Below are 26,118 nucleotides of genomic sequence, written 5' to 3'. Positions count from 1 at the left end.
ACCACGCAAAAAAAAGGACAGCCTCTCGGCTGCCCTCGCACACGCAGCAGGTTCAGTGAAACTTCGGCAGAACGTGCTCAGCGATCTCCTCGATGACCTCGGCAACCGGCCGTTCGCTGCGACGCACATGCACGCCTACGTGCTGGACACCGGCTTCACGCAAGGCCTGAAGCTCATCAATCAATGCCAACCGCCCGCAAGTGCCCCCGAAACGCACACGACGCATCGGGGTATGAGGATTGGCCGCCAGGTCCAGATGGACGAAGCTGATGTAAGGCTTGTCCCCACCCACCTCGCGCCACAGCCCCACCCGACGACGATGTTCATCCGGTGTCCCTGGATAGGCCAGCCAGCCATCCATGTGTTCGCCAATCCAGGCCGGTGACTGTTGGCCCAGCCCGGCTACCAACAGGGGGACGGCTTGATCCCGCTGCGGAAGCAATTGCGCACCTTCAGGCAGACGACCTTCGCCCTGGCTACGCAACATTTCCACCGTATCGCGGAACACCTCTGCGCGCTGATCGTAATCCACCCCGAACAACGGGTATTCCATGGGTCTATCGCCACTGGCCACGCCCAGCAACAGGCGACCGTCGCTCAACTCATCGATGCTGTTGGCGGCCTTCAGCGTGAGCCAGGGCTGACGCAATGGCAGCACAACTGCCGCCGTACCCAGCATGATGTTGTCGGTGATCCCGGCCAGGTATCCCAGATAGGAAAAGGTCTCGAACACCTGTGCGGCATCACCGAAGTTCGGGTCGTAAACGGGCACATCGCGAACCCACAGGGCTTTGAACCCGGCCTTGTCGGCCAGGCGTGCCATCGCTGCATGCTGCCTCAGGTCCGGAACACCAAAGGGCCGGCCTTCGGCTATCCGCCGATCCTGACCGTCGCTGGACCAGTCATTGTCCAGCGGCAGTTCAAGGCCTATGGAAAACCCGTTCGAGCCGAGTAATCGTTGAAATCGTGAATGCATGAAAAGACTCCCAGACGCGAAAAAGGAATGACATGCACCCAGTATCCACAGGCCCTTCGACGAGAAAAATGCACGAATCGGAACATCAATCTTGTGAAAAATGCACGAGTCCAATGTAAGCCGACGGTCGATTTGGCCTTCAAGGACAACCGTTCGAGGAAATCGTAATAAAGCGACCCACCGGTTTTTGGTATGGTGCAGCTCTTTTTTTCACGGACTGATTGCCCGCCCAAGGATCGGTGCTTCATTTTCAGTCGAAGAGCCGCTGCAGAAATGCCCGAACCGATACCGATCAAGGATCACGAAAAAGAGACGCGCCTGGTCAACAAAAGACTGATGGCTTGCGCCTTGTTCGTCGTCGCCATCATGTGCACGCTGGTAGGGCGAATGTATGTGCTGCAAGTGATGGAGTTCGACTACCACTCGACGATCTCCGAGAACAATCGTGTCCATGTTTTGCCGATCACCCCGACCCGGGGCCTGATCTATGACCGCAACGGCGTGGTCCTTGCCGATAACCGCCCCAGTTTCAACCTGACGATCACCCGCGAACGTGCCTCTGACGTCAAGCAAGAGCTGGACGAGGTAGTCGACCTGCTGCACCTGCCCGTTGAGGATCGGGCGCTGTTCGACAAGGCGATGAAGCAGGCGCGTCATCCCTTTGTGCCGGTCACCCTGTTCTACGAACTGAGCGAAGAACAGATCGCCGTGCTCGCCGTCAACGAGTTCCGTCTGCCCGGGATCGATGTCGAGCCGCAATTCGTCCGTCACTACCCGATGGGCGAGCACTTCGCGCATTCGATTGGCTATGTCGGTCGTATCAACGAAAAGGAATCCAAGGCGCTGGATACGGTCGAGTACCGTGGTACCCAGTCCATCGGCAAGACCGGGATCGAGAAGTTCTACGAGTCGGAGTTGCACGGCCATGTGGGTTATGAAGAAGTTGAAACCAACGCCCAGGGCCGGGTACTGCGGGTGCTCAAACACACCGATCCGGTTCCCGGGAAAAACATCGTCCTGAGCCTCGACGTCAAGCTTCAGGAAGCCGCGGAACAGGCCCTTGGTGACCGCCGGGGTTCCGTGGTCGCGCTCGATCCGTCGACCGGCGAAGTGCTGGCCATGGTCAGCAAGCCAAGTTTCGATCCCAACCTGTTCGTCACCGGCATCAGCTTCAAGGAATACGCGGCGCTGCATGACTCCATCGACCGCCCGCTGTTCAACCGCGTGCTACGGGGGCTCTATGCCCCCGGCTCGACGATCAAGCCCGAGGTGGCGATTGCCGGCCTGGATGCCGGTGTGGTCACGCCGCAGACCCGTGTCTTCGACCCCGGCTATTACCAGCTCCCGGACTACGATCACAAGTATCGCAACTGGAACCACAGCGGCGACGGCTGGGTGGACATGGACGCGGCGATCATGCGCTCCAACGACACTTATTTCTACGACCTGGCGCACAAGCTGGGCATCGATCGTCTGCACGACTACATGGCCATGTTCGGCCTCGGTGAGAAGGTCTCGCTGGACATGAACGAAGAGTCCGCCGGTTTGATGCCGTCCCAGGCCTGGAAGCGCGCCACGCGCCGTCAGGCGTGGTTCCCGGGCGAGACCGTGATTCTCGGCATCGGTCAGGGCTACATGCAGGTCACACCGCTGCAACTGGCCCAGGCCACTGCGCTGATCGCCAACAAGGGTGTGTGGAACCGGCCGCATCTGGCCAAAACCGTGGATGGTGTGGCGCCCGTGGATGAGCACCCGATGCCCAACATCCTGCTGAAAGACCCGCGCGATTGGGAACAGGTCAACCATGGCATGCAAATGGTCATGCACGATGCGCGCGGGATCGCCCGGGCAGCGGCGCAGGGTGCCCAGTACCGTATCGCCGGCAAGAGCGGCACGGCGCAAGTGGTGGCGATCAAGCAGGGCGAGCGCTACAACCGTGAGAAAACCCTGGAGCGTCACCGCGACAACGCCTTGTTTGTCGGTTTCGCGCCGGCCGAACACCCGAAAATCGTCATCTCGGTGATGATCGAAAACGGTGAGGCCGGTGGGCGTGTCGCCGGCCCTGTGGTGCGGCAGATCATGGATGCCTGGCTGCTCGACCAGGACGGGCACCTCAAGCCTCAATACGCCACGCCGAGCAAAGCGCCTGGCGACCCTCACGTGTAATCGGCCCCGACTTCGCGGGCGTGCCCGCGAAGCGCGAGGTAACACAAACGCCGTAAGGCACTTGCCATTGCCCTGACGTTAACGTCAAGATTGCGACAGGGCGCTGAAACTGAAAAAGCGCAGGGCGGACCGATCCGGAGCGCTTGATGACGCTAATAAAAACAACCTCCCCCAAACTGCACCGCGAAGCCCGGTTGGCACGGGAAAAGCTCCACCTCGAGGGCGAAGTCCCTGATGGCGTGTTGCGGGCCGAGATCGATGCGTCGTGGCGGCGCAGCCTCAGTCATGGCGTGCATTTCAACGGCAAACACGAACTGGCGCTGGATTCGAGTGCGAGCCTCGAAGGGCTGCTGGCGAACAACCGCCTGCTGATCGACGCGGCATTGCCGGCCATCGATTACCTGGCCGAACGCCAGGGCAAGGAAGGGCTGATCATCCTCGCCAATTCCGATGCGACCATCCTGGCCGTCGAAGGCCGAGCCGATCGCCTCAAGGGCAGTGGCCTGCAAGACATCGCCCTGGGGGCCTGCTGGAGCGAAGCTGCTCGCGGCACCAACGCACTGGGCACCGCCCTGGTCGAGGCCCGGCCGACCCTGATCGATTGCGGCGAGCACTACCTGGACCGGCTGACCGATTTCTCCTGCACCTCCGTCCCCATCTACTGCCCGCAAGGCGACATCCTCGGCGTCCTCGACCTGACCCGCGAAGGTCCGCTCGGCCGCGTTCACGACAGCACCGCGCTGCTGGCCATGGCGGTCAGCCAGATCGAAAGCCGGGTGTTCAACGCCAGTTTTCCAGAGCAGATCGTGCTGGCGTTCCATAGCCGTCGGCAATACCTTGAATCGCCATGGCAAGGCTTGTTGGCAGTGAGCCTGGGCGGACAGATTCTGGCGGTCAGCGCCCAGGCCTGCCAGTTGCTCCACGCCGAACGTTCGGCACTGGTGGGACGGCGTTGCGAAGAGTTTCTCGGCGTCGATGGCCTGCAATTGCTGTCGCGCCTGCATCAGGGCGGCACCGGCAGCCTGCAGACCGCCAAAGGCGAGTTTTTCTACAAAACCCTGCGCGCCCCACAACGTTCGATCACTGTCAGCACTCCACCGCGCAGCACCGCCAAGACCGCCAAGACACCCCCGGACCTTGAATCCCTGGCCGGCAGTAATCTCCGTTACGCCCGAGCCTTGCGCATGGCCCGCCAGGGCCTGGCCAACGAACTGCCGGTGCTGCTGCTCGGCGAAACCGGCACCGGCAAGGAAGTCATTGCCCGCGCCTTGCACCTGGCGGGCAGCCGTTGCGACAAACCTTTTGTCGCAGTCAATTGCGCGGCGATTCCTGAGGGCCTGATCGAGTCGGAACTGTTCGGCTACCGCGAAGGCGCATTCACCGGCTCCCGGCGTGGCGGCATGATCGGCCGCCTGCAACAGGCCCACGGCGGCACGCTGTTCCTGGATGAAATCGGCGACATGCCGCTGGCCTTGCAGGCGCGTCTGCTGCGGGTGCTTCAGGACCGCAAGGTAGCGCCACTGGGCGCGGGCGAGGAGCAAGACATCGATGTCGCACTGATCTGCGCCACCCACCGCGACCTCAAGCGATTGGTCGAAGACAAACAGTTCCGCGAAGACCTGTTCTACCGCGTCAACGGGATCAGCGTGATGCTGCCGGCGCTGCGTGAGCGCGACGATTTTGCCGCACTGGTCGGCCGCCTACTGAGCCGACTGGAGGCCCCGACCGTAGTTCTGCACGACGACCTCAGCCGCTTGCTCGCGGGTTATCACTGGCCGGGCAACATCCGCCAGCTGGAAATGGTCTTGCGCACCGCGCTGGCCATGCGCGAGCCGGGAGAGACCGTGCTCACCCTCGACCACCTGCCCGACAGCATGCTCGACGAACTACACGCCAGTGAGCGTCCCCCGTCCGGCAGCATTCGCGAAAACGAGCTGGAGTTGATTCGCCAGTCCCTGGACAGCCATCAGGGCAATGTCTCCGCCGCCGCCGACGCGTTGGGCATCAGCCGCGCGACGCTGTATCGCAAGCTCAAACAGTTGCGTTCGTGATGCAGCGTCTGATCGTTCGGCTGATCGACAGCCAGAACCCCGAAGCCCTGCAAGCGGCGTTGCGCTGGTTGTATGGTTTTGTCCGGCCGCACCGCCTGGCGATTGCCGGGCTGCTGGGGTTGTCGGCCTGCGCTTCACTGTTGGTGCTGGTGCAACCCTGGCTGACCAAGTTGCTGATCGACGATGGCCTGCTGGCCCGCGACTTCTCCATGCTGGTGTTGATCGCAGGACTGATGATTGTCGCCGGCCTGCTCGGCACGGCGTTGTCGGGAATCAATCGTTACCTGCACACGCGGCTGTCCGGACGGATTCTGTTTTCGCTGCGCGACGATCTCTATCGGCACCTGCAAACGCTGTCGCCAGGTTTCTACGGCCAGCGGCGCATCGGCGATCTGATGTCGCGCCTGGATGGAGATGTTGCGGAAATCCAGCGATTTGCCGTGGACTCACTGTTTTCTGCAGTGTCGAGCGTGATCGGCCTGGTCGTCGCCGTGGCGATGCTGGTGACCCTGTCGTGGCAACTCTCGTTGCTCGCCCTGGTGCTGATTCCTCTCGACGTTCTCTGGCTGCGCTGGATGCGGCGCAAGGTCGAGCGCGATGTGCGGCAGTTACGCGAACGTTCGGCGGACATGTCGTCGTTCATGGTCGAGACGCTGCCGGTGATGAAATTCATTCAATCGGCGGGTCAGCAGCAACGGGAGTCACGGCGCCTGGAACTGCTGGGGCAAGGCTACATGAGCCAATTGCTGCGCCTGCAGGTCACCGAGTTTTTCACCCAGGCGGTGCCGGGCACGTTGACCTCATTGTCCAGGGCCTGTGCGTTTTTGATTGGCGGTTACTGGGTGGTGCAGGGGACCTGGCAACTGGGGGCGCTGATCGCGTTCTCCACCTACCTGGGCATGGCGGTCGGACCGGTCCAGAGCCTGCTGGGGCTTTACGTGGCGATTCAGCGGATGACCGTCAGCCTGGGTCGCGTCATGGAGTTGCGCGGCGAACAGCCGAGCGTGCTGACGCCGGTTGAACCCAAGCCGATGCCGGCGTCCGGCGACTTGCGCTTTGACGATGTGCACTTCAGTCACCCGGGGCGCCCGACCACCTTGCGCGGGATCGAAGCGCGGATTCCCTACGGTTTGAAAGTTGCCCTGAGCGGTGGCTCCGGGGTCGGCAAGTCGACGCTGATCGACTTGTTGCAGCGACATCACGATCCACAGTCCGGTCGGGTGTTGCTGGGCGAAGTCGACGTGCGTGAACTGGACCTGTTCCAGTTGCGCAGGCAGATTGCCGTGGTCAGCCAGGACATCGTGCTGTTTCGCGGCAGCCTCGCGGACAACCTGGCCTACGCCATGCCCGACGCCAGCCGTGAGGCGATTGCCGAAGTCGCGCGGCTGGCACAACTCGACAGCCTGATTGCCTCATTGCCCGAAGGCCTCGACAGCCCGCTGGGCGAACGCGGCCAGCAGTTGTCCGGAGGGCAGAAGCAGCGCATCGCGATTGCCCGCGCGCTGTTGCAGGACCCTTTGATCCTGGTACTGGATGAAGCGACCTCGGCAGTGGACGAAGCCACCGAGCGTGAAGTGATCGAGGCCATCGACCGGTTGTTCGCCGGGCGTACGCGGATCCTGATCAGCCATCGCCCTTCCACCCTGGCCGACGCCGACCTGCGTTTCGAGTTGCTCGACGGCGTGCTCACGTCCAGGACGGTGCCGCATGAAGCCTGAACTGCGCATCGGCGTCGTCGACAGCGGCCATTCGGCGGCGCAGCGGGTGCAAGTGGTCGCCGGGCGGCGGTTTGCGCTGATCGAGGATGGTCTGGTCGAAGGCGCTTTGCTGGACGATCCACTGGGGCATGGCAGCGCGGTGATCGAAGCCATTGGCCGGCGGGCACCGTCGGCGGTGTTCTGTGTGGCCCAGGTGTTCGATCAGCGTGGCGTCACCAGTGCCTTGCAGATCGCCACGGCCATCGACTGGCTGATCGCGCAGGACGTGAGCGTGATCAACCTGAGCCTCGGCCTGCGGCAGGACCGCCCTCTGTTGCGAACCGCCTGTGCAGCCGCAGTAGCGCGCGGGATTGTGCTCTGTGCTTCCAGTCCGGCCCAGGGCGAGGGCGTGTATCCGGCGAGTTATCCACAAGTGCTGCGGGTCACGGGTGACGCGCGTTGCACCGAGCAGCAATGGTCGTGGCTCGACAGCGCCCAGGCGGATTTTGCCGCGTGCGTGCGGGGCACTTACCCGGGGCAATCCGGGGCGAGCCTCGGCTGCGCAGCGTTGAGCGGGCACATCGCCGGCTTTCTGCTGGCGCACCCCGCAGCGAGCCGTCAACAGATCATCGACTGGCTGCAGGTCAACGCCCGCTATCGTGGCCCCGAACGGCGTGTCGGGCCATGATCGCGATTCTCGGCGCGGGGCCTGCGGGTGCGGCGGTGGCCCTGGGGTTGCGCCGACTCGGCCATGACGTAACGCTGGTTTGCGAGTGGCGCCGGTTCGCGGCGCTGGAGGGGGTGTCCATACGGGTGCTGGAGGCCTTGCGCGGCGCCGGTCTGCAATACGCGCTGGCGCAGGCGACGCTGCCTTCCCAGCGCCAGGTGTCGTGGAATGGCCAGCAGCATGCGCAGAACATTGAATACCTGCTGGACCGTCCCGACTTTGACCGTGGCTTGCGCGAGGACTTGCGCCTGGCGGGCGTTGATCTGATTGAATCTCGGGTGTCGAGCGTTCAGTCGTTGCCCACCGGGCACCGGGTTGAAATCGAGGGGCACGATGCGCTGATTGCCGATTTTGTGGTGGAGGCCCGCGGACGTCAGGCCCCCACACCGGGCAAGGGCCTGCGCGGCCCGGAGACGGTCAGCCTGCTCAATCGCTGGCAAGGAGCGGCGGGCGACACTGCCAGCGCCGTGGAGAGCCTTGAGGACGGCTGGGCATGGATGGCGCGGCGGGCGGACGGACAATGTTACTGGCAGTGGACGCTCGACGTGGCCAGTGCCCAATTGCCGAGCAAGGCGCAGTTACTCGACTACTGTCGCCAGCGGCGCCAGGCGTCGGCATTGGTGCGCGAGTTCTTCGGCGCCGCCCCTGAAGTCGATCTGCAACTGCAGGCGCGCAGCAGCACCGCGATTCTCTGCCCTCAAGTGTGTGGCGAACGCTGGATCCGCGTCGGCGACGCGGCAATGGCGGTGGACCCGCTGTCGGGCAACGGGATTTTCCAGTCCTTGTCTTCGGCGTTGCAGGCGCCGGCGGTGATCAACACGCTGTTGCGCAAACCCGAACGCGCGGCCCTGGCCCAACGTTTTCACCAGCAACGGGTGGAGCAACTGTTCTTGCGCTTTGCGCGCATCGGCCGGGATTTTTACGCCGACGAGCAGCGCTGGCGGGAGCAACCGTTCTGGCGCGCGCGACGGCAATGGCCGGATGCTGAAGTGGCACATGCCGAGGTGGATTTTGCGGCGCTGAGGATTGAACGCGCGCCCGTGCTGAAAGAGGGGTTTGTCGATGAAGCCGAGGTGGTGATCACGGCGGACCAGCCACTGGGGATCTGGCATGTACAGGGGGTGGAACTGGCGCCCTTGGTGCGCCGGTTGCGGGCCGAGCCGGTGGGACAGGTGTTGGCGGAGTTGACGGTGGAGCAGGGCAGGATGGTCAGAAGTTGGTTGTTGGCCCAAGGTTTCAAACCTTGATCTCGGGTTGACCGCGTCGGCCTTTTCGCGAGCCGCCTCGCTCCCACAGAGGTGCACTTACCAGGGGAGAGCGGGCCGGCTCGCGAGGGCGCCACAGGTCAGAGCTTGATCAACACCGACTTCAACTCGGTGTAGTGCTCGATCGCCGCATACCCCATCTCCCGCCCGACCCCGGACATCTTGTAGCCGCCAAACGGCAGGGCCGGGTCCAGCGCGCTGTGGCAATTGACCCATACCGAGCCGGACTTGATCCGCGGGATCATCCGGTGCACCGCGGCCAGGTCGTTCGACCAGATGCTCGCCCCCAACCCGTAAGGGCTGTCATTGGCCAGGCGCAAGGCATCGGCCTCGTCGTCGAATGGAATCGCCACCAGCACCGGACCGAAGATTTCTTCCTGGACCAGCGAATGCTGTTGATCGACATCGACGATGACCGTCGGTTTGACGAAGAATCCCGGCCCGAACTGCTCGCCGCCACAGGCAATGGTCGCACCGCTTTCCCGGCCCTTTTCGATGTAGCCATACACCCGTTCCTGCTGCCGTGCCGAGATCAGCGGGCCCATTTCCACGCTCGGGTCCAGGCCATTGCCAAGCTTCATCGCGTTGGCGATACCGGCGATGTCCGCCACCACATTGTCGAAATGCTTGCGTTGCACGTACAGGCGCGAGCCGGCACAGCACACCTGGCCCTGGTTGAAGAAAATCGCACTGGCGGCGCCGGCCGCAGCGCTGGGCAGGTCGGCGTCGGCCATGACGATGGTCGGCGACTTGCCGCCCAGTTCCAGCGTGACCCGGGTCATCGAGTCCATGGCGATCTTGCCGATCTGCTGGCCCACGGCGGTGGAACCGGTGAAGGTCAGCTTGTCCACCAGCGGGTTGTGAGTCAGTGCGGAACCGGCGGTGATGCCGGTGCCGGTGACCACGTTGAAGACCCCCTCGGGGTAACCGGCTTCCAGCACCAGTTCAGCCAGTTTCAGGGCGGTCAGCGGGGTCTCGTCGGCGGGTTTGAGCACCACGGTGCAGCCGGTGGCCAGGGCCGGGCCGAGTTTCCAGCAGGCCAGCAACAGCGGGAAATTCCAGGCAACGATGGCACCGACCACGCCCACCGCTTCGCGGCGGATGAAGCTGTGGAACTGCTCGTTGGGCATCAGCGGCGCCGACACATCGACCGTGGAGCCTTCGATCTTGGTCGCCCATCCCGCCATGTAGCGCAGGAAGTCGATGGCCAGTTGCACATCCATAGCCTGCGCCACCGCCGCGCTTTTGCCGTTGTTCAGGCATTCCAGTTGCGCCAGCAGTTCTGCGTCACGCTGCATCAGGTCGGCGAGCTTCCACAACAGGTTCTGCCGTTCGCGGGGGCGGGTGCGGGTCCAGGCCGAATCATCGAAGGCCCGGCGTGCAGCGAGTACTGCGCGGTCGACATCTTCAGGCGTGGCCCTTGGCACCACGCACAGCACCTCGCCGGTGGCCGGGTTGTGCAGCGCCATGGTCTGGCCGTCGGCGGCCTCGACCCAGTCGCCGCCGATCAGCATGCGCGGGGCGCGCTGGATGAAAGCCGTGGTAGCGGGAAGCAGGTTGGGAAGCGACATGTTGAAACCTCGTCTTGTTCGTGTGCCGAGGTCTTTCGCAATGGCTGTGCCAGATGTGGATTTGCGTGGTCGGAGCCCGAACTGGCGGGCTTGCGGTGTTTTTTCGAATGGCCGGAGCCTGGGCAAACGTCGCAAATTGCGACGGTGTGAGAATCTCGAAACACCTGGCAGGCCATCGGTGGGAGCGATGGTGCGGCAGGGAACGGGACTATGCTTGTCTCAGGTTGCAACAGCTGTCGCGAAATAGAACGTGCAACGCCGATGACCGGCCCGTGAAAACCCTGTTCGGTTAAAGGCAAACCATTGATTAGTCGAGATATTCACAAGCTGGCACGCTCCGTGTATTGCTCATCGCAGACGTTTCTCTTGCCTCCGTCGGCAGATCAAAGCCGACGGCAGAAACCATAAAAACGATAAGCCACAAAAATAAGAAAGCACCGTGCGAGGTTCGACGTTGATGAAGAGAAAACTCCGATCAGGCCTGAGTGTCAGCCTGCTGGCCGTGGCCGCCTGTGTAGCGCTGCATTCGCCGGACAGCCTGGCAGCTCGCGACGCCCAGACCATCCTCAAGGAAACCTGTCAGGGCTGTCACACCCCCGAGGCGGATAACGCCCTGAGTCGCATCAGCCACCAGCGCAAGACACCGGAAGGCTGGCTGATGAGCATCGCTCGGATGCAGACCATGCACGGTCTGCAAATCAGCGACGAAGATCGTCGTACCCTGGTCAAGTACCTGGCCGACACCCAGGGCCTGGCACCCAGCGAGACCGACGGCGTGCGTTACGCGCTGGAACGCCGGCTCAATACCGTCGAGCAGTTCGACGACCAGACCAGTCAGATGTGTGGTCGCTGCCACTCCGGCGCCCGGGTGGCCTTGCAACGGCGGCCGGCCCAGGAATGGGAACGCCTGGTGAATTTCCACCTTGGTCAGTGGCCGTCGCTGGAGTATCAGGCACTGTCACGCGACCGCGACTGGTTCGATCTGGCTCGCAAAGACATGGTGCCGCTGCTGGCCAAGCGTTATCCGCTGGACAACCCGGCCTGGAAAAAATGGCTCGCCAGCGCGCCGAAAGCCGAGGCGCTGGTGGGCGACTGGAGTTTCAGCGGCCACCTGCCGGGCAAGGGCGAACTGGCCGGGGTGATGAGCGTGACCGCCGAGGGCGCGGACACCTTCAAGGTCAACGTCAAAGGCCAATACGCCGACGGCACGCCGTTCAACGGCGACGGCAGCGCGATTCTCTACACCGGTTACGAATGGCGCGGCAACGTCACCATCGACGGTGTGACCCTGCGCCAGGTGTTCGCGGCCCAGGGCAATGCGATGCAAGGCCGGATGTTCGAGGCCGAGCACGACGAGCGCGGCCTGGACTTCGTCGCCGCCAAGCAGGGCAGCAGCCGTTTGCTGGCGGTGCAACCGGGTTACCTCAAGGCCGGTGGCGAAACCGAAGTGACCCTGGTCGGCAGCGGCTTGAATGGCAAGCCGAACTTTGGCAAGGGCGTGGAGGTGGTCGAGATCGTTTCCCAGAGCCCACAGCAGATCAAGGTCAAGCTCAAGGCGGCCGCCAATGCCCAGCCGGGCTTGCGCACCGTCACCGTCGGTACGCTCAAAGGCCCGAGCCTGTCGGTCTACAGCAAGATCGCCGAGGTCAAGGTGGTGCCGGAATTCTCGGTCGCGCGGATCGGTGAGGGCGGAGGTTCGACGCCGAAAGTCCAGGGACGTTTCGATGCTGAAGCCTGGGGCAAGGGCGCGGACGGCAAGCCGTATCGCATCGGCATCGTCCCGGCGCAGTGGTCGGTCGAAGCGTTCGACGATCGCGCCAAGGAAGACGAAGACGTCAAATACGCCGGCACCATGCAGGCCGACAGCGGTGTGTTCACACCGGGCGATGCCGGGCCGAACCCGCAACGCAAGATGTCCACCAACAATGCCGGCAACCTCAAGGTCATTGCCGCCGTCGACGACGCAGGGAAATCCCTGACCGGTGAGGGCCACATGATCGTGACCGTGCAACGCTGGAACAATCCACCCATTCCATAAGGCGGATCCGACCCGGTTCCAGACACTTTTCGGAATGACCGCAAGCCCTGCACGGCAGGGCCTGCACAGGAGGTTGCAATGGGCGCTATCTTGAATCTGGTTGAACGTAACCTGCACGAAGTGCAGGTCGACGCCGACCGCATGCTGTTTCACATTCCCAGCAGTTCGCTGTTCGCCAGCGATGAACTGACGGGCACCATCATCGATTCCCTGCGCGGTCCCGGCTGCTCGTCGGAGGAGTTGATCCAGCGCCTGGCGGCGCGTTTCAACAGCGAAGAAGTCACCGAGACCCTGCGGGAGTTGATGTCCCTGGAGCTGGTCAGCGACGGCTCGCCGCTGACCCCGGACATCGCCACCAGGCGGGTCGAGCGCACGGCGATCAATACCGTGGTGCTCAACGTCAATACCGGCTGCAATTTGAGCTGCACTTACTGCTACAAGGAAGACCTCGACAAGCCGTCCGCGGGCAAGAAGATGGACGTCGAGACCGCCATCGCCTCAGTGGAAATGCTGCTGCGCGAATCCCCGGACGAAGAGCGTTTTACCGTGGTGTTCTTCGGTGGCGAGCCGTTGAGCAATCGCAAACTGATCGAGTACATGGTCGACTATTGTGAGAAACGGTTTGCCGAGGCGGGCAAGTTCGTCGAGTTCGTCATGACCACCAATGCCACGCTGCTCACCGAGGAGACCGTGGACTACCTCAACGCCCACCGTTTCGGGCTGTCGGTAAGCATCGACGGGCCGAAAACCGTGCACGACCGCAACCGGATCACCGTGGGCGGGCAGGGCACCTATGACGTGGTGCGGCGCAAGGCCGAAATGTTGCTGTCGCGCTACAACAGCCGTCCGGTGGGCGCGCGCGTGACGTTGACCACCGGCGTCACCGATGTCGAGACCATCTGGGATCACCTGTTCAATGAGCTGGGCTTTGCCGAAGTCGGTTTTGCCCCGGTGACCTCCGGCGACATCAGCAGCTTCAACCTCACCAGCGAAGAACTGGTGCAGGTGTTCGCCAACATGAAGGCCCTCGGCCGGCGTTATCTGGAAGCGGCCCTGGAGCATCGCAACATCGGTTTCTCCAACCTGCACCAGTTGATCACCGACATCCACGAGGGCCACAAGAAAGCCCTGCCGTGCGGCGCGGGCCTGAAGATGCTGGCGGTGGATCACAAGGGCGAGCTGAACCTGTGCCACCGTTTTACCGGTTCCTCCCTGCCGACCTTCGGCAACGTGCACAGCGGCGTGAAACAGGTGGAGCTGAACGACTTCCTGTCCCAGCGCCTGGACCGCAGCAATACCGGTTGCGAAGATTGCCAGATCCGCAACCTCTGCTCCGGCGGCTGCTACCACGAGAGCTACGCCCGCTACGGCGACCCGACCCACCCGACCTATCACTACTGCGAACTGATGCGTGACTGGGTCGACTTCGGCATCGAGGTCTACACCCGGATCATGGCCAACAACCCTGCGTTCATCAGCAGTTACATCACTCCGCGCAAGGCTCACTGATATGAAACATCTCAAGGCAATCAATAACAAAGCGTTGAAGCTGGATCAGGCCGCGGATGAAAACCGCATCGAAGAGGTGGTGGCGATGAGCTCCGTGGCGGGCTGTGCCTCGACCACCGACCCGGGCTGGGAGATTGACGCGTTCGGCGGTGTGTCGTCCCTGTGCCAGCCGATGGAAGCCGACCTTTATGGCTGTTCCGACCCGTGCTGGTGGCCGGCCCAGGTGCCCGACATGATGAGCACCTACCCGGACTGGAACAAGGATGCTCAGGCGTCCAACGACAACTGGCGCAACCTTGGCACTGTCTTCCCAAAAGACAAGTGAACGGACAGAGAAGAAGGATTCCAGCATGCCTAGCATCAAAGCCTGCGGCCTGACCGCATTTGCCGTCCTGAGTGCCTGTGCGTTCAACGTTCTGGCCGATGAAAACACCGCTTTGCAAGACGGTCACGAGTACATGTTGACCACCAATTACCCGAACAACCTGCACGTCATCGACCTGGCGACCGACAGCCTGTTCAAGACCTGCAAGTTGCCGGATGCCTTTGGCCCCGGCACCGTGCAGTTGTCGCCGGATCGCAAGACCGCCTACGTGCTGAACAACCATTACGCGGACATCTATGGCGTCGAACTGGACAGCTGCAAGCAGGTGTTCCACGCCAGCATCACCCAGAAGCCGGGGGAGAAGGCGAAGTCGATGTTCGCCTTTACCCTCAGCCATGACGGCAAGGAACTGTTCGCCATCGCCAACCCGACCTTGATGCTCAACGACCGTTACGAAGTGCAGCAGCCGCGGCTCGATGTGTACGCCACCGATGCCGGCATGGACGCCAGGCCCGTGCGCAGCTTCCCGGCGCCGCGGCAGTTGACCATCATGCAGAGTGGCGATGATGGCACGCTGTACGTGGCCGGGGCCGACATCTACAAGGTCGATGTGAAAACCGGCAAGTTCGATGTGCTGATCCCCAGTCGTCACTGGAAACGGGCGAACTACAGCGCGCCTGACGTGCTCTACGTGTGGAACCAGCAAACCTATCGCCACGACTTCTCGCTGCTCTACACCACGGCGAAATTCAAGGACAAAAAGCAGGACCCGGCCACTGCCGAGTACCTGTATGGGCTGTTCAGCGTCGACCTGAAGACCGGCAAGACCGAAACCACCGACTTCGGCCCGTTGACGGAAATCTACTTCAGCGGCATGCGTTCACCGAAAGACCCTAACCTGATGTTTGGCGTGCTCAATCGCCTGGCCAAGTACGACATCAAGGAGAAGAAGATGCTCCAGGCTGCGACGCTGGATCACTCCTACTACTGCATCTCCTTCAACAAGGAGGGGAGCAAGATCTACCTGGCGGGGACGTTCAACGATGTGGCGATCTTCGATGCCGACAGCCTGAAACAGGTGGGCACCATCAAGTTGCCGGGAGGGGATATGGCGATCACCACGGCGCAGATTTTTGTCCGGTGAATGGTGCCCCCCTGAGCTGACGTTATCGCCCGCAAGCCGGTCTCGCTCCCACCGTTTTTTGCGATGTACGCAACATCACTGTGGGAGCGAGCCTGCTCGCGATGAGTCTCGGAAATCACTGCCCCGGCACCGGGCAACTCAAATCCCCCTCCTGGCACTTCAAGTAGTTCTTGAAGGTCTGTGACCGTGCCTTGGTCAACTCGGTGATGCAGTTACTGTAGATCAACGGGTACACACTCCCGCCCGTCACGGCCGATGCAGAGAACTTGCACTCGGCATCGCGAAAGCCGATCCAGGCTCGCTGGGCGCCGACCAACAGCTTCTTGCTGTCAGGGCTGGCCTTCAAACGCGCGCTGATCTGTTGGTAAAGCGCGTTCAGTTCCTTGTCCGCCGCCTTGTGTTGTTGTGCCGCGCACTGGTTCATCGTCGCCTGGTCGCTGGCGTTGTCGCAATCGACGGCATGGGCAAGGGGGCTGAGCAGCAGTGGCGTCAGCGCCAGGAGCACGCGTGGAGTCATGAAGGTTCTCGCTGAGTCGGGAAAAGACCTGCGCAGTGTAGCGAAGCGTCGGTGGCCAGGCTTGCCCCTGTAGTGTTCAACCCCGAACTTTGACCCGAATGTGCGGCCGAATAGGTCAGGCAGGTGGATCGAGATACAACTTTAAGGTTGGACAAGTGGTCTTACAGGCCTACTGTTCAATACAGGAGGTGATTTATGAACCCAGCATCAGATCGCATCGAAAGGAAGATCCTGCTCAAGGCGCCGCGCTCGCAGGTCTGGCGCGTGCTGGCGAACGCCGAAGCGTTTGGGCAGTGGTTTGGCGTAGCCCTGGAAGGCAAGCGTTTTGTCGCCGGCGAGTGGACCCAGGGGCAGATTACCTACCCTGGCTATGAGCACTTGCTGTGGAACGTGCTGGTGGAGCGCGTCGAACCGGAGCGGGTGTTTTCCTTCCGCTGGCACCCTTACGCCGTAGAATCCGATTACGATTACACCCAGGAGCCCACCACGCTGGTGCGCTTCGAACTCGAAGACATGGACGGGGGCACCTTGCTCAAGGTGTCCGAGTCAGGTTTCGATCACATCCCCCAGGCGCGCCGTCTCAAGGCATTCCGCATGGACAGCCGGGGTTGGGATGAGCAGATGAACAACATCGAAGAGTTTCTCAAGATCAACCTCAAGGCGCATGAACGTCAGGAGGAGTAACCCCGGAAAACCGCGGCTTTCGGGCCTGGCACCTGAGGTGTCTAAGGGTTTTCGGAAGGGGGACTATGGCGAATGTCCTACACGCGATGGTAGCTATGTCGTCTGTTGCAGATTGGATCCGATGCGTAATCTAGCCACATCAACTGAAGCACAGGGAGTGCTTCGGGATCATGGATGATCGACCATCAGCAAGGACTCGCTATCGACAGGGAGTCGACATGGTCTTGGGAAAAACCCGCCTCTGGCGGGTTTTTTTTCGCCTGTCGAAAAGCGGGGCACCGCCCCCTCTGTGGGGGCGAGCAGGCTTGCGAAGGTCGCCAACGATAACGCGGGTAATCTGGATACACGTCGTGTACTGACGACCATCGCGAGCAGGCTTGCTCCCACAGATGCGGGGGCGTCAATCAGACCGCGAGTCTTGCGGCCACCCGGTCAGTGATCTGCGCCCGTTGCTGGCGTGACTGCGCTGTGCGTCGGTTGGCTTCCTCCAGAACGGAGGCGGGTGCCGTCTGCGGGCTGCCCGAGTCGAATGGCGGCGCCGGCGCGTACTCCAGTTGCAATTGCACCAGTTGCGCGGTGTCCTCGTCGAACAACTCCGCCGCCAGTGTCAGCGCGAAATCGATGCCAGCGGTGATGCCGCCACCGGTCAACAGATTGCCATCGCGCACCACCCGATCCTTCACCGCGATTGCCCCCAGGGGGGCGAGCAGTTCGTGATAAGCCCAGTGCGTGGTGGCGCGCTTGCCTTTGAGCAGGCCTGCCGCGCCGAGCACCAGTGAGCCGGTGCACACCGACGTGACATACCGCGCCTGGGCCGCCTGAGCCTTGATGAACGCCAGCGTCTCTTCATCCTCCATCAACGGCCCGACACCGCTGCCACCGGGAATGCAGATCACATCCAGCGCCGGGCAATCGGCGAAAGTGGCGGTAGGGTGGAGCACCAGGCCGGTACTTGCGGTGACCGGCTGCAGGTCCTTCCAGATCAGGTGCACCTTCACGTCCGGCAGCGAGGCCAGCACGTCGTAAGGGCCGGTCAGGTCCAGTTGCTGGACCTGCGGGAACAACAGAAAACCGATCTGCAACGTCATGGTCTTTTTCTCGTGAGGTGGGTGGACGACTTCACTCTAGGCTCGTAGGATTTGGCGCATACGCCAATTACCCCACGAATTACGCCAAACATGCCCAAGACCATCCATGTGCTCGCCTTTGCCAATGTGCAACTGCTCGATGTCACCGGGCCCTTGCAGGTGTTCGCCTCGGCCAACGACATTGCCCGTCAGAAGGGCCTGCCCGCGCCGTACGCCCCCACGGTGATTGCCAGCGGTGGCGGGGCGGTGACGTCGTCGGCGGGGTTGGCGCTGTTGGCCGAACCGCTGCCCGTGCAAGGCAGCGACACCTTGATCATCGCCGGCGGCTGGGGCGTTTATGCGGCGGCGCAGGACGCGGCGCTGGTGGCCTGGGTGCGCGGACACGCGGCCATGTGCCGGCGTGTGTCATCGGTGTGCACCGGGGCGTTCCTGCTGGCGGCCAGCGGCTGGCTGGATGGTCGACGGGTGGTGACGCACTGGACCCGTTGCGAACAATTGGCGCAACAGCATCCGCAGTTACGGGTTGAACCCAATCCGATTTTCATCAAGGACGGCCCGGTGTGGACTTCGGCCGGGGTCACGGCTGGCATCGACTTGGCGCTGGCCATGGTCGAAGCCGACCTTGGCCGCACCATGGCGCTGGAAGTGGCGCAGCAGTTGGTTGTGTTTCTCAAGCGCCCGGGCGGGCAGTCACAGTTCAGCGTCACCCTTTCACTGCAGAAGGAAGGCAGCCGTTTCGACGAGCTTCACGCCTGGATCAGCGAAAATCTCACCATGGACCTGGGCATTCCCACCCTGGCCCTGCAGGCGGGCATGAGCGAGCGCAGCTTCGTGCGCCACTACCGCGCCGATACGGGCCAGACCCCCGCGCGTGCCATTGAACTGATCCGCGTCGAGACCGCCCGGCGTCTGCTCAGCGATACCGGCGTGCCGATCAAACGGCTGGCGGTGCAATGCGGGTTTGGCAGCGAGGAGACCTTGCGCCGCAGTTTCCTGCGAGCCATGGGCGTGACGCCGCAGGCTTATCGGGAACGGTTTTCGGTGCAGTGAAAGGGGGCCTTGCCGGCCCCATCGCGAGCAGGCTCGCTCCCACATTTTTTTGGAGCGATGGCCGACGACACACGCTCAAGGCTGCCAGAAACTCTTCTCTCCACTCAATTTCCGGTCCAGGAACACGGCCGCGCTGATCAGCGCCAGGTGCGTCAGTGCTTGCGGGGTATTGCCCAGGTGCCGGGCGTGGCTGTCGAACTCCTCGGCGTACAATCCCAGCGGGTTGGCGTACCGCAGCAGTTGCTCGAACTCCAGATGCGCCTTTTCCACCTGGCCCGCCCGGGCCAGGCATTCGACGTACCAGAACGAGCAGGCGGCGAACGCGCCTTCGGTGCCGTCGAGGCCATCGATCCGGGTGTCGTCGTTGCGATAGCGATAGACCATGCCGTCGCGCACCAGGCTTTTCTCGATGGCTTGCAGGGTCGAGAGCCAGCGCGGGTCCTTGGCGCTGACAAAACGGACCAAGGGCATCAGCAGCATCGAACCGTCGAGGGCGGTGCCGCCGATGTGCTGGACGAAATGCCCGCGCTCCTCGTTCCAGAAGTTGTCCCAGATGTCGGCATAGATCGCCTGACGGGTCTGGTCCCACCGGGCGAAGGGCGCCGGCAACGAGCGCTTGGAGGCCAGGCGAATGGCCCGGTCCACGGCGACCCAGCACATCAGTCGCGAGTGCAGGAAGTGATGCTGCTCGCCGCGCATTTCCCAGATGCCGACGTCTTTCTGCTGCCAGGTCTCGCACACCTGGTCGACCACGTTCACCGCGTGTTTCCAGCCTTCGTGGGAGATGGCGTCACCGTACTTGTTGACCAGGTACACCGCGTCCATCAGCTCACCGAAGATGTCGAGTTGGACCTGATCGTAGGCGTCATTGCCAATACGCACGGGTTGCGCGCCACCATGGCCGGACAGGTGCGAAAGTTCGGTTTCCGGCAGTTCCTGGCGGCCATCGATGCCGTAGAGGATGTTGATTTTCATCGGTTGGCCGTGGCAGTCGCTGACCCGGCCGCGCAGCCAGCGCATGTAGTCGTTGGCTTCCTGGACAAACCCCAGGCGCATGAAGGCATACACGGTAAACGAGGCGTCGCGGATCCAGGTGTAGCGGTAGTCCCAGTTGCGTTCACCGCCGGGGGTTTCCGGCAGGCCAAAGGTCGCGGCGGCGAGGATCGCTCCGTGTTTGCGCGAGGTCAGCAGCTTCAGGGCAAGGGCCGAGCGGTTGACCATTTCCCGCCAGCGGCCTCGGTAGTTGGACTGACCGCTCCAGTCGCGCCAGAACTTCAGGGTGCGCTCCAGGCACAGCTCGGCGGCGCCTTCCTTGAGACGCGGATCGCCGACACCGCCGAGCAGGAACTGTGCGCTCTGGTCCTGCTCCAGGGTGAATTCGGCGAGCGCGGCGTGACCCTCGACCCGTAACGGTTGATCCGATGTCAGGCGCATCGCCGGCTGGCCGCTCGCCTCGAACACCACATTCTGTTCATCCAGGCGGGCACGGGTGCTGGCCCGGGCGTAGTCGTGGCGCACGGCGCAACGCAGGTGAAAGGTCGCGCGACCGCTGACCACTCGAACCCGGCGCATCAGTACCGGCAGGTCGTCCTCGCTGTCGCCGATCGGCAGCAGGTCGGTCACTTCGACCACCGCCTGCTCGCTGAGCCATCGGGTCTGCAGCACGTTGGTGTCGGGCAGGTAGATCTGCTCGCGGCGGGCGTCGGGCAGGTCGGGCGACAACTGGAAAATCCCGGCCTCGGGGCTGTCCAGCAGCGAGCAGAAGATCGACGGGCTGTCGAACTCCGGCCAGCAGAAAAAATCCACGCTGCCCTTGTCGTTGACCAGCGCCGCGCTGCGCATGTCGCCAATGATGCCGTGGGCGTCGATGGCGCTTTGTCGCTCGAAAAGATGATCAGCCATTGCCGCGAAACTCCGGATAGAGGCTCATGCCGCCGTCGATGAACAGGGTGGTGCCAACGATGTAGTCGGAGGCATCGGAGGCGAGAAATACCACCGCGTTGGCAATGTCCTCGACGTCGCCGACCCGCCCGTAGGGAATGAGTTTGAGCAAATCGGCTTCACTGACATCCCGGTTGATTTGCGTTCGGATCGCCCCCGGTGCGATGCCGTTGATGCGGATGCGCTGGTGGCTGACTTCCTGGGCGAGGGTCTGCATCAACTGATCGATGCCACCCTTGGACGCCGCGTAATTGACGTGGCCGGCCCAGGGAATGCGCTGGTGCACCGAACTCATGTGGATGATCTTGCCGGCCGCGCGGGACACGCCTTCGCGAATGCCCTGGCGATTGAAGATCCGCAGCGCGGCACGGGCACAGAGGAACTGGCCGGTGAGGTTGACGCCGATCACCTGGTTCCAGTCGGCAAGGCTCATGTCCACGGCGGGTGCGTCTTTCTGCAGGCCTGAATTGGCCACCAGAATGTCCAGCGTGCCGAACGCGTCGAGGCTCTGCGCGAACAGCCGTTCGACGTCCTGTTCCTGTGCCACATCCGCACCGATGGCGAGGGCACGACCGCCCTGCGCGTTGATCTGCCGGGCCAGTCGTTCGGCGGGTTCGGGCTGCGAGTGGTAGTTGATCACCACGGCGGCACCGGCGTTGGCCAGCGCCTTGGCGGCGCCGGCACCGATGCCGGAACTGGCGCCGGTCACCAGCGCCACTTGTTGCTTGAGAGAAATCTGCATGCACATCAGCCTGGGGTTGAGGGCCTTATCTGCTGACTGACGGGGGCTGGCGAGAGTTCAGGTTCAAGCATGAAAGTTTTGTCAGGCTGCTGAGGATGCCGTCCTCTTCAAGAACAGGCTCCCACACGTAATCGCGTAAACCCGCAGAAATCAGGCGAGCTGCAAGGCCGTCATCGCGAGCAGGCTCGCTCCCACAGGGAACCTTGTTACCAGCCGCGTCCGGAGTTGACCCAGAAGTTCACCGACAGCGAGGTGGAGACGGATTCCACCTGATGAAACCAGCCCTCCGGCAGGAACAGCAGGTCACCAGCCTCCAGCGTCACCCGCAGGAATGTCACGTCGGCTGCCGACGGAAAACGCTGGTAGTCGGGCGCATCCGGGTTGAAGTCGCAACCGTCCAGCCCGCCCTGGGGCGCCGTGGACCAGGTGCCCAACGCCTGGCGATGGTGCGGGGCGGCGAGGGTGAAGGTTTTCTGACCCCAGACCTGGGCGAACAGGTTATCGGTGTCGTCCCGGTGCAACGGGGTCAGGGTGCCTTTGGGGCCGATCCAGATCCGTGGCGGGATGAACAGCGAGGGATCGAAGTAGGGCGGGTACTTGATCTGTTCCATCAACTGCGCGGGGAGGATGTTGTTGCCCATATAGGCCGGTGGCTCGCCATCGGCGCCCTTGACCGCCGGGGAATCGAGTGAGGCGATGAAGTCGGCCATCGAGGTGGAACGAAAGTCCCGTTCCGTGGAGAACGTCTTCTTCACGTAGTCGCCGTGGCGGGTGATGCCTTGCAACTCGGCGAAGTGCACCAGCGATTCTTCGCGGCTGAGTTTGAACAGCGGCCAGTCCTGCAAGGCGTCGCTTATGATCACCGGCACGCCGTTGGGCAGGTAGCGGCTTTCGAATTCCTGCACCGACAATTCGCGGCGCGGCCGACGCTCCACCGTGCGTTGGGTTGGCAGGCTGGCGGTCAGTTGTTCACTGAAACGCGGCGGGGTCGGGTAACGTTTGTTCATGTCGACCTTTTCCACCACGCCGCCGCCATGGCGCGCATGGTCGATGATCTGCGGCAGCATCGTGGCCAGGCCCATGTTGCCGCCGATCTTCAGGCGACCGCTGGCGAACAGTTCCTCGACATTGGCCATGCCGCCCATGATGCCCAGAAAGTCCTTTTCCGCGACCTCGATGGTGACGTCGGGGCTGGCGTGGCGCCCGGCCTCGGTGCGGCTGTTGGACCTGACCTCGGACCAGTACGCCTGGTGCGGCCCGAACACGAATTGGAAAACACCTTCGATACCGACTGCGCCGGCGTTGGCGAACAGTTTGCCCAGGATGATTTGCAGGTCCACGACGATCACTCTTCTTGGTTTCGGTCTGAACAGGGAACGAACCCGTGTCGCGCAAATTTATCCAGGCGACGGACTAATTTGCGCCCGCGTCTGCGCGTTCATGGTGAGAGACCCTCTTTTCAAGGTGAACGCGGTGACCAAGCTGACCCTGCTGTGCCTGCCGTATTCCGGTGCCAGTGCGATGGTTTACAGCCGTTGGCGGCGCAAGGTGCCGCAGTGGCTGGATGTGCAACCGGTGGAGCTGCCAGGCCGTGGTGCCCGCTACGCCGAGCCCTTGCAGACCGACATGCGCGCCTTGGCGCTGCAACTGGCCAAGGAGCAGGGCGCCAGGCTGACAGCACCCTATGCCTTGTTCGGGCATAGCCTCGGCGCTTTGCTCGCCTGCGAAATGGCCCATGCGTTGCGTGCCCTGGGCTGTCCGGAGCCGGTGGCGCTGTTCGCCTCGGGCACGGCGGCGCCGACCCTGCGTGCCGACTATGACCGTGGCTTTGCCGAACCGAAAACCGATGCGCAGTTGATCGATCAGTTGCGCACGCTCAACGGCACCAGCGAAGAGGTGCTGGCCAACGAAGAATTGATGAGCCTGACGCTGCCGATCCTGCGTGCGGATTTTCTACTGTGCGGGCGCTTCCAGCCCCTGCAGCGACCCTTGCTCAAGTGCCCGGTGCATGTGCTCGGCGGCAAGGCCGACAAGGCCAGCACCGAACAATTGATCGGCTGGAGCAAGGAGACTCATGGCAGTTTCTCCCTGGACATGCTGGCCGGTGGGCATTTTTTCATCCACGAGCACGAGGCCAGGGTGCTGCGGGTGATCAGGGACCAACTGGAGGTTCATCATCGCCGGCACGCCATGGCGGCCAGCGCCTGAGACTGTCTTTTTTTCTTTCCCAGTGGGCGTGGGCTTGCTCGCCAAAGCCGTGTGTCATCCCGTGAACAGGTGACTCACGCACCGTCTTCGCGGGCAAGCCCGCTCTCGCATTGATCGATGTGCTACCACCCCTCTGATAGTTGTTCTCACCCGCTAATTTTTCCGGACTGCATTCGTTTTATAGGGACGACGTGCCTTTGTGCTTCCTGCCTACTGAACCGGATGCTGAGAAATGAATGCTGAAGACTCCTTGAAACTTGCTCGCCGGTTTATCGGGTTGCCCGTGGAAAAGCGCCAGATGTTCCTCGCAGCGCTGAACAAGGAGGGCGTGGATTTCGCCCGTTTTCCGATTCCCCAGGGCGTCGAGGCCGAAGACCGGCAAGCGCTGTCCTACGCACAGCAACGCATGTGGTTTCTCTGGCAACTGGACCCGCACAGCGGCGCTTACAACCTGCCGGGTGCCGTGCGTCTCAAAGGCCGCCTGAACCGCTCGGCGCTGGAGCAGGCGTTTGCCAGCCTGGTGGCGCGTCATGAGACCTTGCGCACGGTGTTCCAGCGTCAGGCCGACGAGACGCTGTTGCAGGTGCCGGCCAGCGCAGCCTTGCAGGTCGAGGACGTCGACTTCAGCGCGTTGCCGGCACCGCAACGCGAGCAGGCAGTGGCCCGCGCCGCCCAGCAGCAATCGCTGCTGCCGTTCGACCTGGCGGTCGGCCCGCTGTTGCGGGTGCAATTGCTGAAGCTGGCCGAGCAGGAGCACGTGCTGCTCTTGACTCTGCACCACATCGTCTCCGATGGCTGGTCGATGAACGTGCTGATCGACGAATTCATCCGTTGCTACGACGCCCATGATGCCGGCGTGCAACCGCAGCTGGCGGCGCTGCCGATTCAATACAGCGACTACGCCCTGTGGCAACGCCGCTGGCTGGAGGCCGGCGAGCAGGCCCGGCAACTGGACTACTGGCAAGCCCGGTTGGGTGATGAACACCCGGTGTTGGAGCTGCCCACCGATTACCCGCGCCCGGCCATGCCGAGTTATCGCGGCACGCGCCATGAGTTCGGTGTCGACAGCCGGTTGGCCGAACAGCTGCGCGCCACCGCCCAGAAGCACAACGTCACCTTGTTCATGTTGCTGCTCGGCGCGTTCAATGTGCTGCTGCACCGTTACACCGGGCAGACCGACCTGCGCATCGGCGTGCCGATCGCCAACCGCAACCGCAGCGAAACCGAAGGCTTGATCGGCTTCTTCGTCAACACCCAGGTGCTGCGCACGCAACTGGATGGCCAGACCCGTGTGGCGGATCTGCTCGGCGCCATCAAGGAAACCGCCCTCGGCGCCCAGGCCCACCAGGACTTGCCGTTCGAGCGTCTGGTCGAGGCCTTGAAGCTGGAACGCAGCCTGAGCCACACCCCGTTGTTCCAAGTGATGTACAACCACCAGCCGCAGGTCGCGGACATCTCCACGGTGACCACCGCGTCGGGCCTGGAGCTGGGCGCCATCGAGTGGGAAGGGCGCACCACCCAGTTCGACCTGACCCTGGACACCTATGAAAAGGCCGGCACGCTGCACGCCGCGCTGACCTACGCCAACGACCTGTTCGACGCCGCGACCATCGAGCGCATGGCACAACACTGGACCCGCCTGTTGCAAGGCATGGTGGGGGACAGCCAGCAACGCATCAGCGAGCTGCCGTTGCTGGAGGCGTCGGAATACCAGCGCATCGTCCACGACTGGAACCCGGTGTGTGAAGGCTTCGCTGACAACCTGTGCATCCATGAACTGATCGCCCGTCAGGTTGCCGCTGCGCCCGAGGCCGTGGCGGTGACGTTCGGCACGTTGAACCTGAGCTACGCCGAACTCGACGCCCAGGCCAACCGCCTGGCGCACAAGCTGATCGAGCTTGGAGTCGGCCCGGAAGTGCGCGTCGGCGTGGCCATGCAACGTTCCGAAAAACTGCTGGTGGCGCTGCTGGCGGTGCTCAAGGCCGGTGGCGCCTACGTGCCGCTGGACCCGGACTACCCGGCCGAACGTGTGGCCTACATGCTCGACGACAGCCGGGCACGGGTGCTTCTGACCGAGCAGGCGGTTGCCGCGACACTGGATGTGAACGCGCAGACTCAGGTGCTGCTGATGGACGCCGCCGATTCGTGGGCAACTTATCCACAGAGCGCGCCCAGGACCCGCGTCACCCCGGACAACCTCGCCTATGTGATCTACACCTCCGGTTCCACCGGCCAACCGAAAGGTGTGGCCATCGCCCACCGCAACGTGTCGGCGCTGATCGACTGGTCGCAGTCGGTGTACAGCCGCGACGACATCCAGGGCGTGCTGGCCTCGACCTCGGTGTGCTTCGACCTGTCGGTGTGGGAGCTGTTCGTCACCCTGGCCAACGGCGGTTCGCTGATCATCGCTCGCAATGCC

General features: G+C 62.9%; 20 protein-coding genes. 13 read left to right on the top strand and 7 right to left on the bottom strand.

The features are described from left to right. Nucleotides 1-52 precede the first annotated feature (52 nt). Nucleotides 53-976, bottom strand: coding sequence for a TIGR03571 family LLM class oxidoreductase (locus ACM6IM_RS03235; RefSeq protein WP_414864135.1), 924 nt, complete (start codon nt 974-976; stop codon nt 53-55). Nucleotides 977-1,249: 273 nt separating this feature from the next. Between ACM6IM_RS03235 and mrdA the strand changes: the two genes are divergently transcribed. The 5 genes from mrdA (at nt 1,250) to ACM6IM_RS03210 (ending at nt 8,864) form a co-directional block, all read left to right on the top strand. Further along, complete coding sequence (mrdA, locus tag ACM6IM_RS03230) at nt 1,250-3,142, top strand: penicillin-binding protein 2 (RefSeq protein ID WP_414864134.1); 1,893 nt, start codon at nt 1,250-1,252, stop codon at nt 3,140-3,142. A gap of 146 nt (nt 3,143-3,288) precedes the next feature. Next, nucleotides 3,289-5,193, top strand: a complete 1,905-nt coding sequence (locus ACM6IM_RS03225) for a sigma-54-dependent Fis family transcriptional regulator (protein ID WP_414864133.1) — start codon at nt 3,289-3,291, stop codon at nt 5,191-5,193. Continuing rightward, complete coding sequence (locus ACM6IM_RS03220; RefSeq protein ID WP_192309926.1) at nt 5,193-6,911, top strand: ABC transporter ATP-binding protein; 1,719 nt, start codon at nt 5,193-5,195, stop codon at nt 6,909-6,911. The genes ACM6IM_RS03225 and ACM6IM_RS03220 overlap by 1 nt, the downstream gene beginning before the upstream one ends. Next, nucleotides 6,901-7,578, top strand: a complete 678-nt coding sequence (locus ACM6IM_RS03215; RefSeq protein ID WP_414864132.1) for a S8 family serine peptidase — start codon at nt 6,901-6,903, stop codon at nt 7,576-7,578. Before ACM6IM_RS03220 ends, ACM6IM_RS03215 begins: the two co-directional genes overlap by 11 nt. Further along, nucleotides 7,575-8,864 carry an NAD(P)/FAD-dependent oxidoreductase gene (locus ACM6IM_RS03210; protein WP_414864131.1) on the top strand — a complete coding sequence of 430 codons (1,290 nt, stop codon included), beginning with the start codon at nt 7,575-7,577 and terminating at the stop codon, nt 8,862-8,864. Before ACM6IM_RS03215 ends, ACM6IM_RS03210 begins: the two co-directional genes overlap by 4 nt. A gap of 98 nt (nt 8,865-8,962) precedes the next feature. On the opposite strand, the gene ACM6IM_RS03205 is transcribed toward ACM6IM_RS03210, so the two are convergent. After that, the gene (locus ACM6IM_RS03205; RefSeq protein WP_414864130.1) at nt 8,963-10,453 is read right to left on the bottom strand and encodes an aldehyde dehydrogenase family protein; all 1,491 of its coding nucleotides are present in this window, start codon (nt 10,451-10,453) and stop codon (nt 8,963-8,965) included. A 457-nt stretch (nt 10,454-10,910) separates the two neighbouring features. On the opposite strand from ACM6IM_RS03205, the gene peaA reads away from it, so the two are divergent. From peaA to peaD, 4 genes are all read left to right on the top strand, one after another. Further along, nucleotides 10,911-12,491 (top strand): quinohemoprotein amine dehydrogenase subunit alpha, encoded by a 1,581-nt coding sequence (gene peaA, locus ACM6IM_RS03200; protein ID WP_414864129.1) that lies wholly within the window; start codon nt 10,911-10,913, stop codon nt 12,489-12,491. Nucleotides 12,492-12,569: 78 nt separating this feature from the next. Then, nucleotides 12,570-14,000 (top strand): quinohemoprotein amine dehydrogenase maturation protein, encoded by a 1,431-nt coding sequence (gene peaB / locus ACM6IM_RS03195; RefSeq protein ID WP_201196957.1) that lies wholly within the window; start codon nt 12,570-12,572, stop codon nt 13,998-14,000. A 1-nt stretch (nt 14,001) separates the two neighbouring features. Then, nucleotides 14,002-14,325: a quinohemoprotein amine dehydrogenase subunit gamma gene (gene qhpC / locus ACM6IM_RS03190; RefSeq protein WP_008016081.1), complete on the top strand. Its 324-nt coding sequence runs from the start codon at nt 14,002-14,004 to the stop codon at nt 14,323-14,325. A 25-nt stretch (nt 14,326-14,350) separates the two neighbouring features. Continuing rightward, nucleotides 14,351-15,469, top strand: coding sequence for a quinohemoprotein amine dehydrogenase subunit beta (peaD, locus tag ACM6IM_RS03185; protein ID WP_201196960.1), 1,119 nt, complete (start codon nt 14,351-14,353; stop codon nt 15,467-15,469). Nucleotides 15,470-15,584: 115 nt separating this feature from the next. Here the strand turns inward: peaD and ACM6IM_RS03180 are convergent, their stop codons facing one another. Further along, complete coding sequence (locus ACM6IM_RS03180; protein WP_192309915.1) at nt 15,585-15,986, bottom strand: lysozyme inhibitor LprI family protein; 402 nt, start codon at nt 15,984-15,986, stop codon at nt 15,585-15,587. Between the two features lie 195 nt (nt 15,987-16,181). On the opposite strand from ACM6IM_RS03180, the gene ACM6IM_RS03175 reads away from it, so the two are divergent. Then, nucleotides 16,182-16,670: an SRPBCC family protein gene (locus ACM6IM_RS03175; RefSeq protein ID WP_414864128.1), complete on the top strand. Its 489-nt coding sequence runs from the start codon at nt 16,182-16,184 to the stop codon at nt 16,668-16,670. A gap of 404 nt (nt 16,671-17,074) precedes the next feature. Here the strand turns inward: ACM6IM_RS03175 and inhA are convergent, their stop codons facing one another. Beyond that, on the bottom strand, nt 17,075-17,758 hold the full coding sequence (inhA, locus tag ACM6IM_RS03170) for an isonitrile hydratase (protein ID WP_414864127.1): 684 nt from the start codon (nt 17,756-17,758) through the stop codon (nt 17,075-17,077). Nucleotides 17,759-17,848: 90 nt separating this feature from the next. On the opposite strand from inhA, the gene ACM6IM_RS03165 reads away from it, so the two are divergent. After that, complete coding sequence (locus ACM6IM_RS03165; RefSeq protein ID WP_192309910.1) at nt 17,849-18,808, top strand: GlxA family transcriptional regulator; 960 nt, start codon at nt 17,849-17,851, stop codon at nt 18,806-18,808. Between the two features lie 75 nt (nt 18,809-18,883). On the opposite strand, the gene ACM6IM_RS03160 is transcribed toward ACM6IM_RS03165, so the two are convergent. The 3 genes from ACM6IM_RS03160 to ACM6IM_RS03150 all read right to left on the bottom strand — a co-directional run bounded on the left by ACM6IM_RS03160 (nt 18,884) and on the right by ACM6IM_RS03150 (nt 22,831). Next, a complete protein-coding gene (locus ACM6IM_RS03160) occupies nt 18,884-20,710 on the bottom strand; it encodes a glycoside hydrolase family 15 protein (RefSeq protein ID WP_414864126.1) in 1,827 nt (608 codons plus the stop codon). Continuing rightward, nucleotides 20,703-21,491 carry an SDR family oxidoreductase gene (locus tag ACM6IM_RS03155; protein ID WP_414864125.1) on the bottom strand — a complete coding sequence of 263 codons (789 nt, stop codon included), beginning with the start codon at nt 21,489-21,491 and terminating at the stop codon, nt 20,703-20,705. The genes ACM6IM_RS03160 and ACM6IM_RS03155 overlap by 8 nt, the downstream gene beginning before the upstream one ends. 206 nt (nt 21,492-21,697) lie before the next feature. Next, entirely contained in the window at nt 21,698-22,831 is a 1,134-nt protein-coding gene (locus ACM6IM_RS03150) for a cupin-like domain-containing protein (protein ID WP_414864124.1), read from the bottom strand. Nucleotides 22,832-22,964: 133 nt separating this feature from the next. On the opposite strand from ACM6IM_RS03150, the gene ACM6IM_RS03145 reads away from it, so the two are divergent. Then, nucleotides 22,965-23,699 carry a thioesterase II family protein gene (locus ACM6IM_RS03145; protein WP_414864123.1) on the top strand — a complete coding sequence of 245 codons (735 nt, stop codon included), beginning with the start codon at nt 22,965-22,967 and terminating at the stop codon, nt 23,697-23,699. Nucleotides 23,700-23,931: 232 nt separating this feature from the next. Then, on the top strand, nt 23,932-26,118 hold a 2,187-nt coding region (locus ACM6IM_RS03140; protein ID WP_414864122.1), incomplete at its 3' end, for a condensation domain-containing protein.

It is taken from the genome of Pseudomonas sp. IT-P12 (assembly GCF_949767465.1).
Classification (GTDB): Bacteria; Pseudomonadota; Gammaproteobacteria; order Pseudomonadales; family Pseudomonadaceae; genus Aquipseudomonas.
The sequence above is the reverse complement of the archived record's forward strand: the minus strand, read 5'-3'. Positions and strand labels throughout refer to the sequence as shown.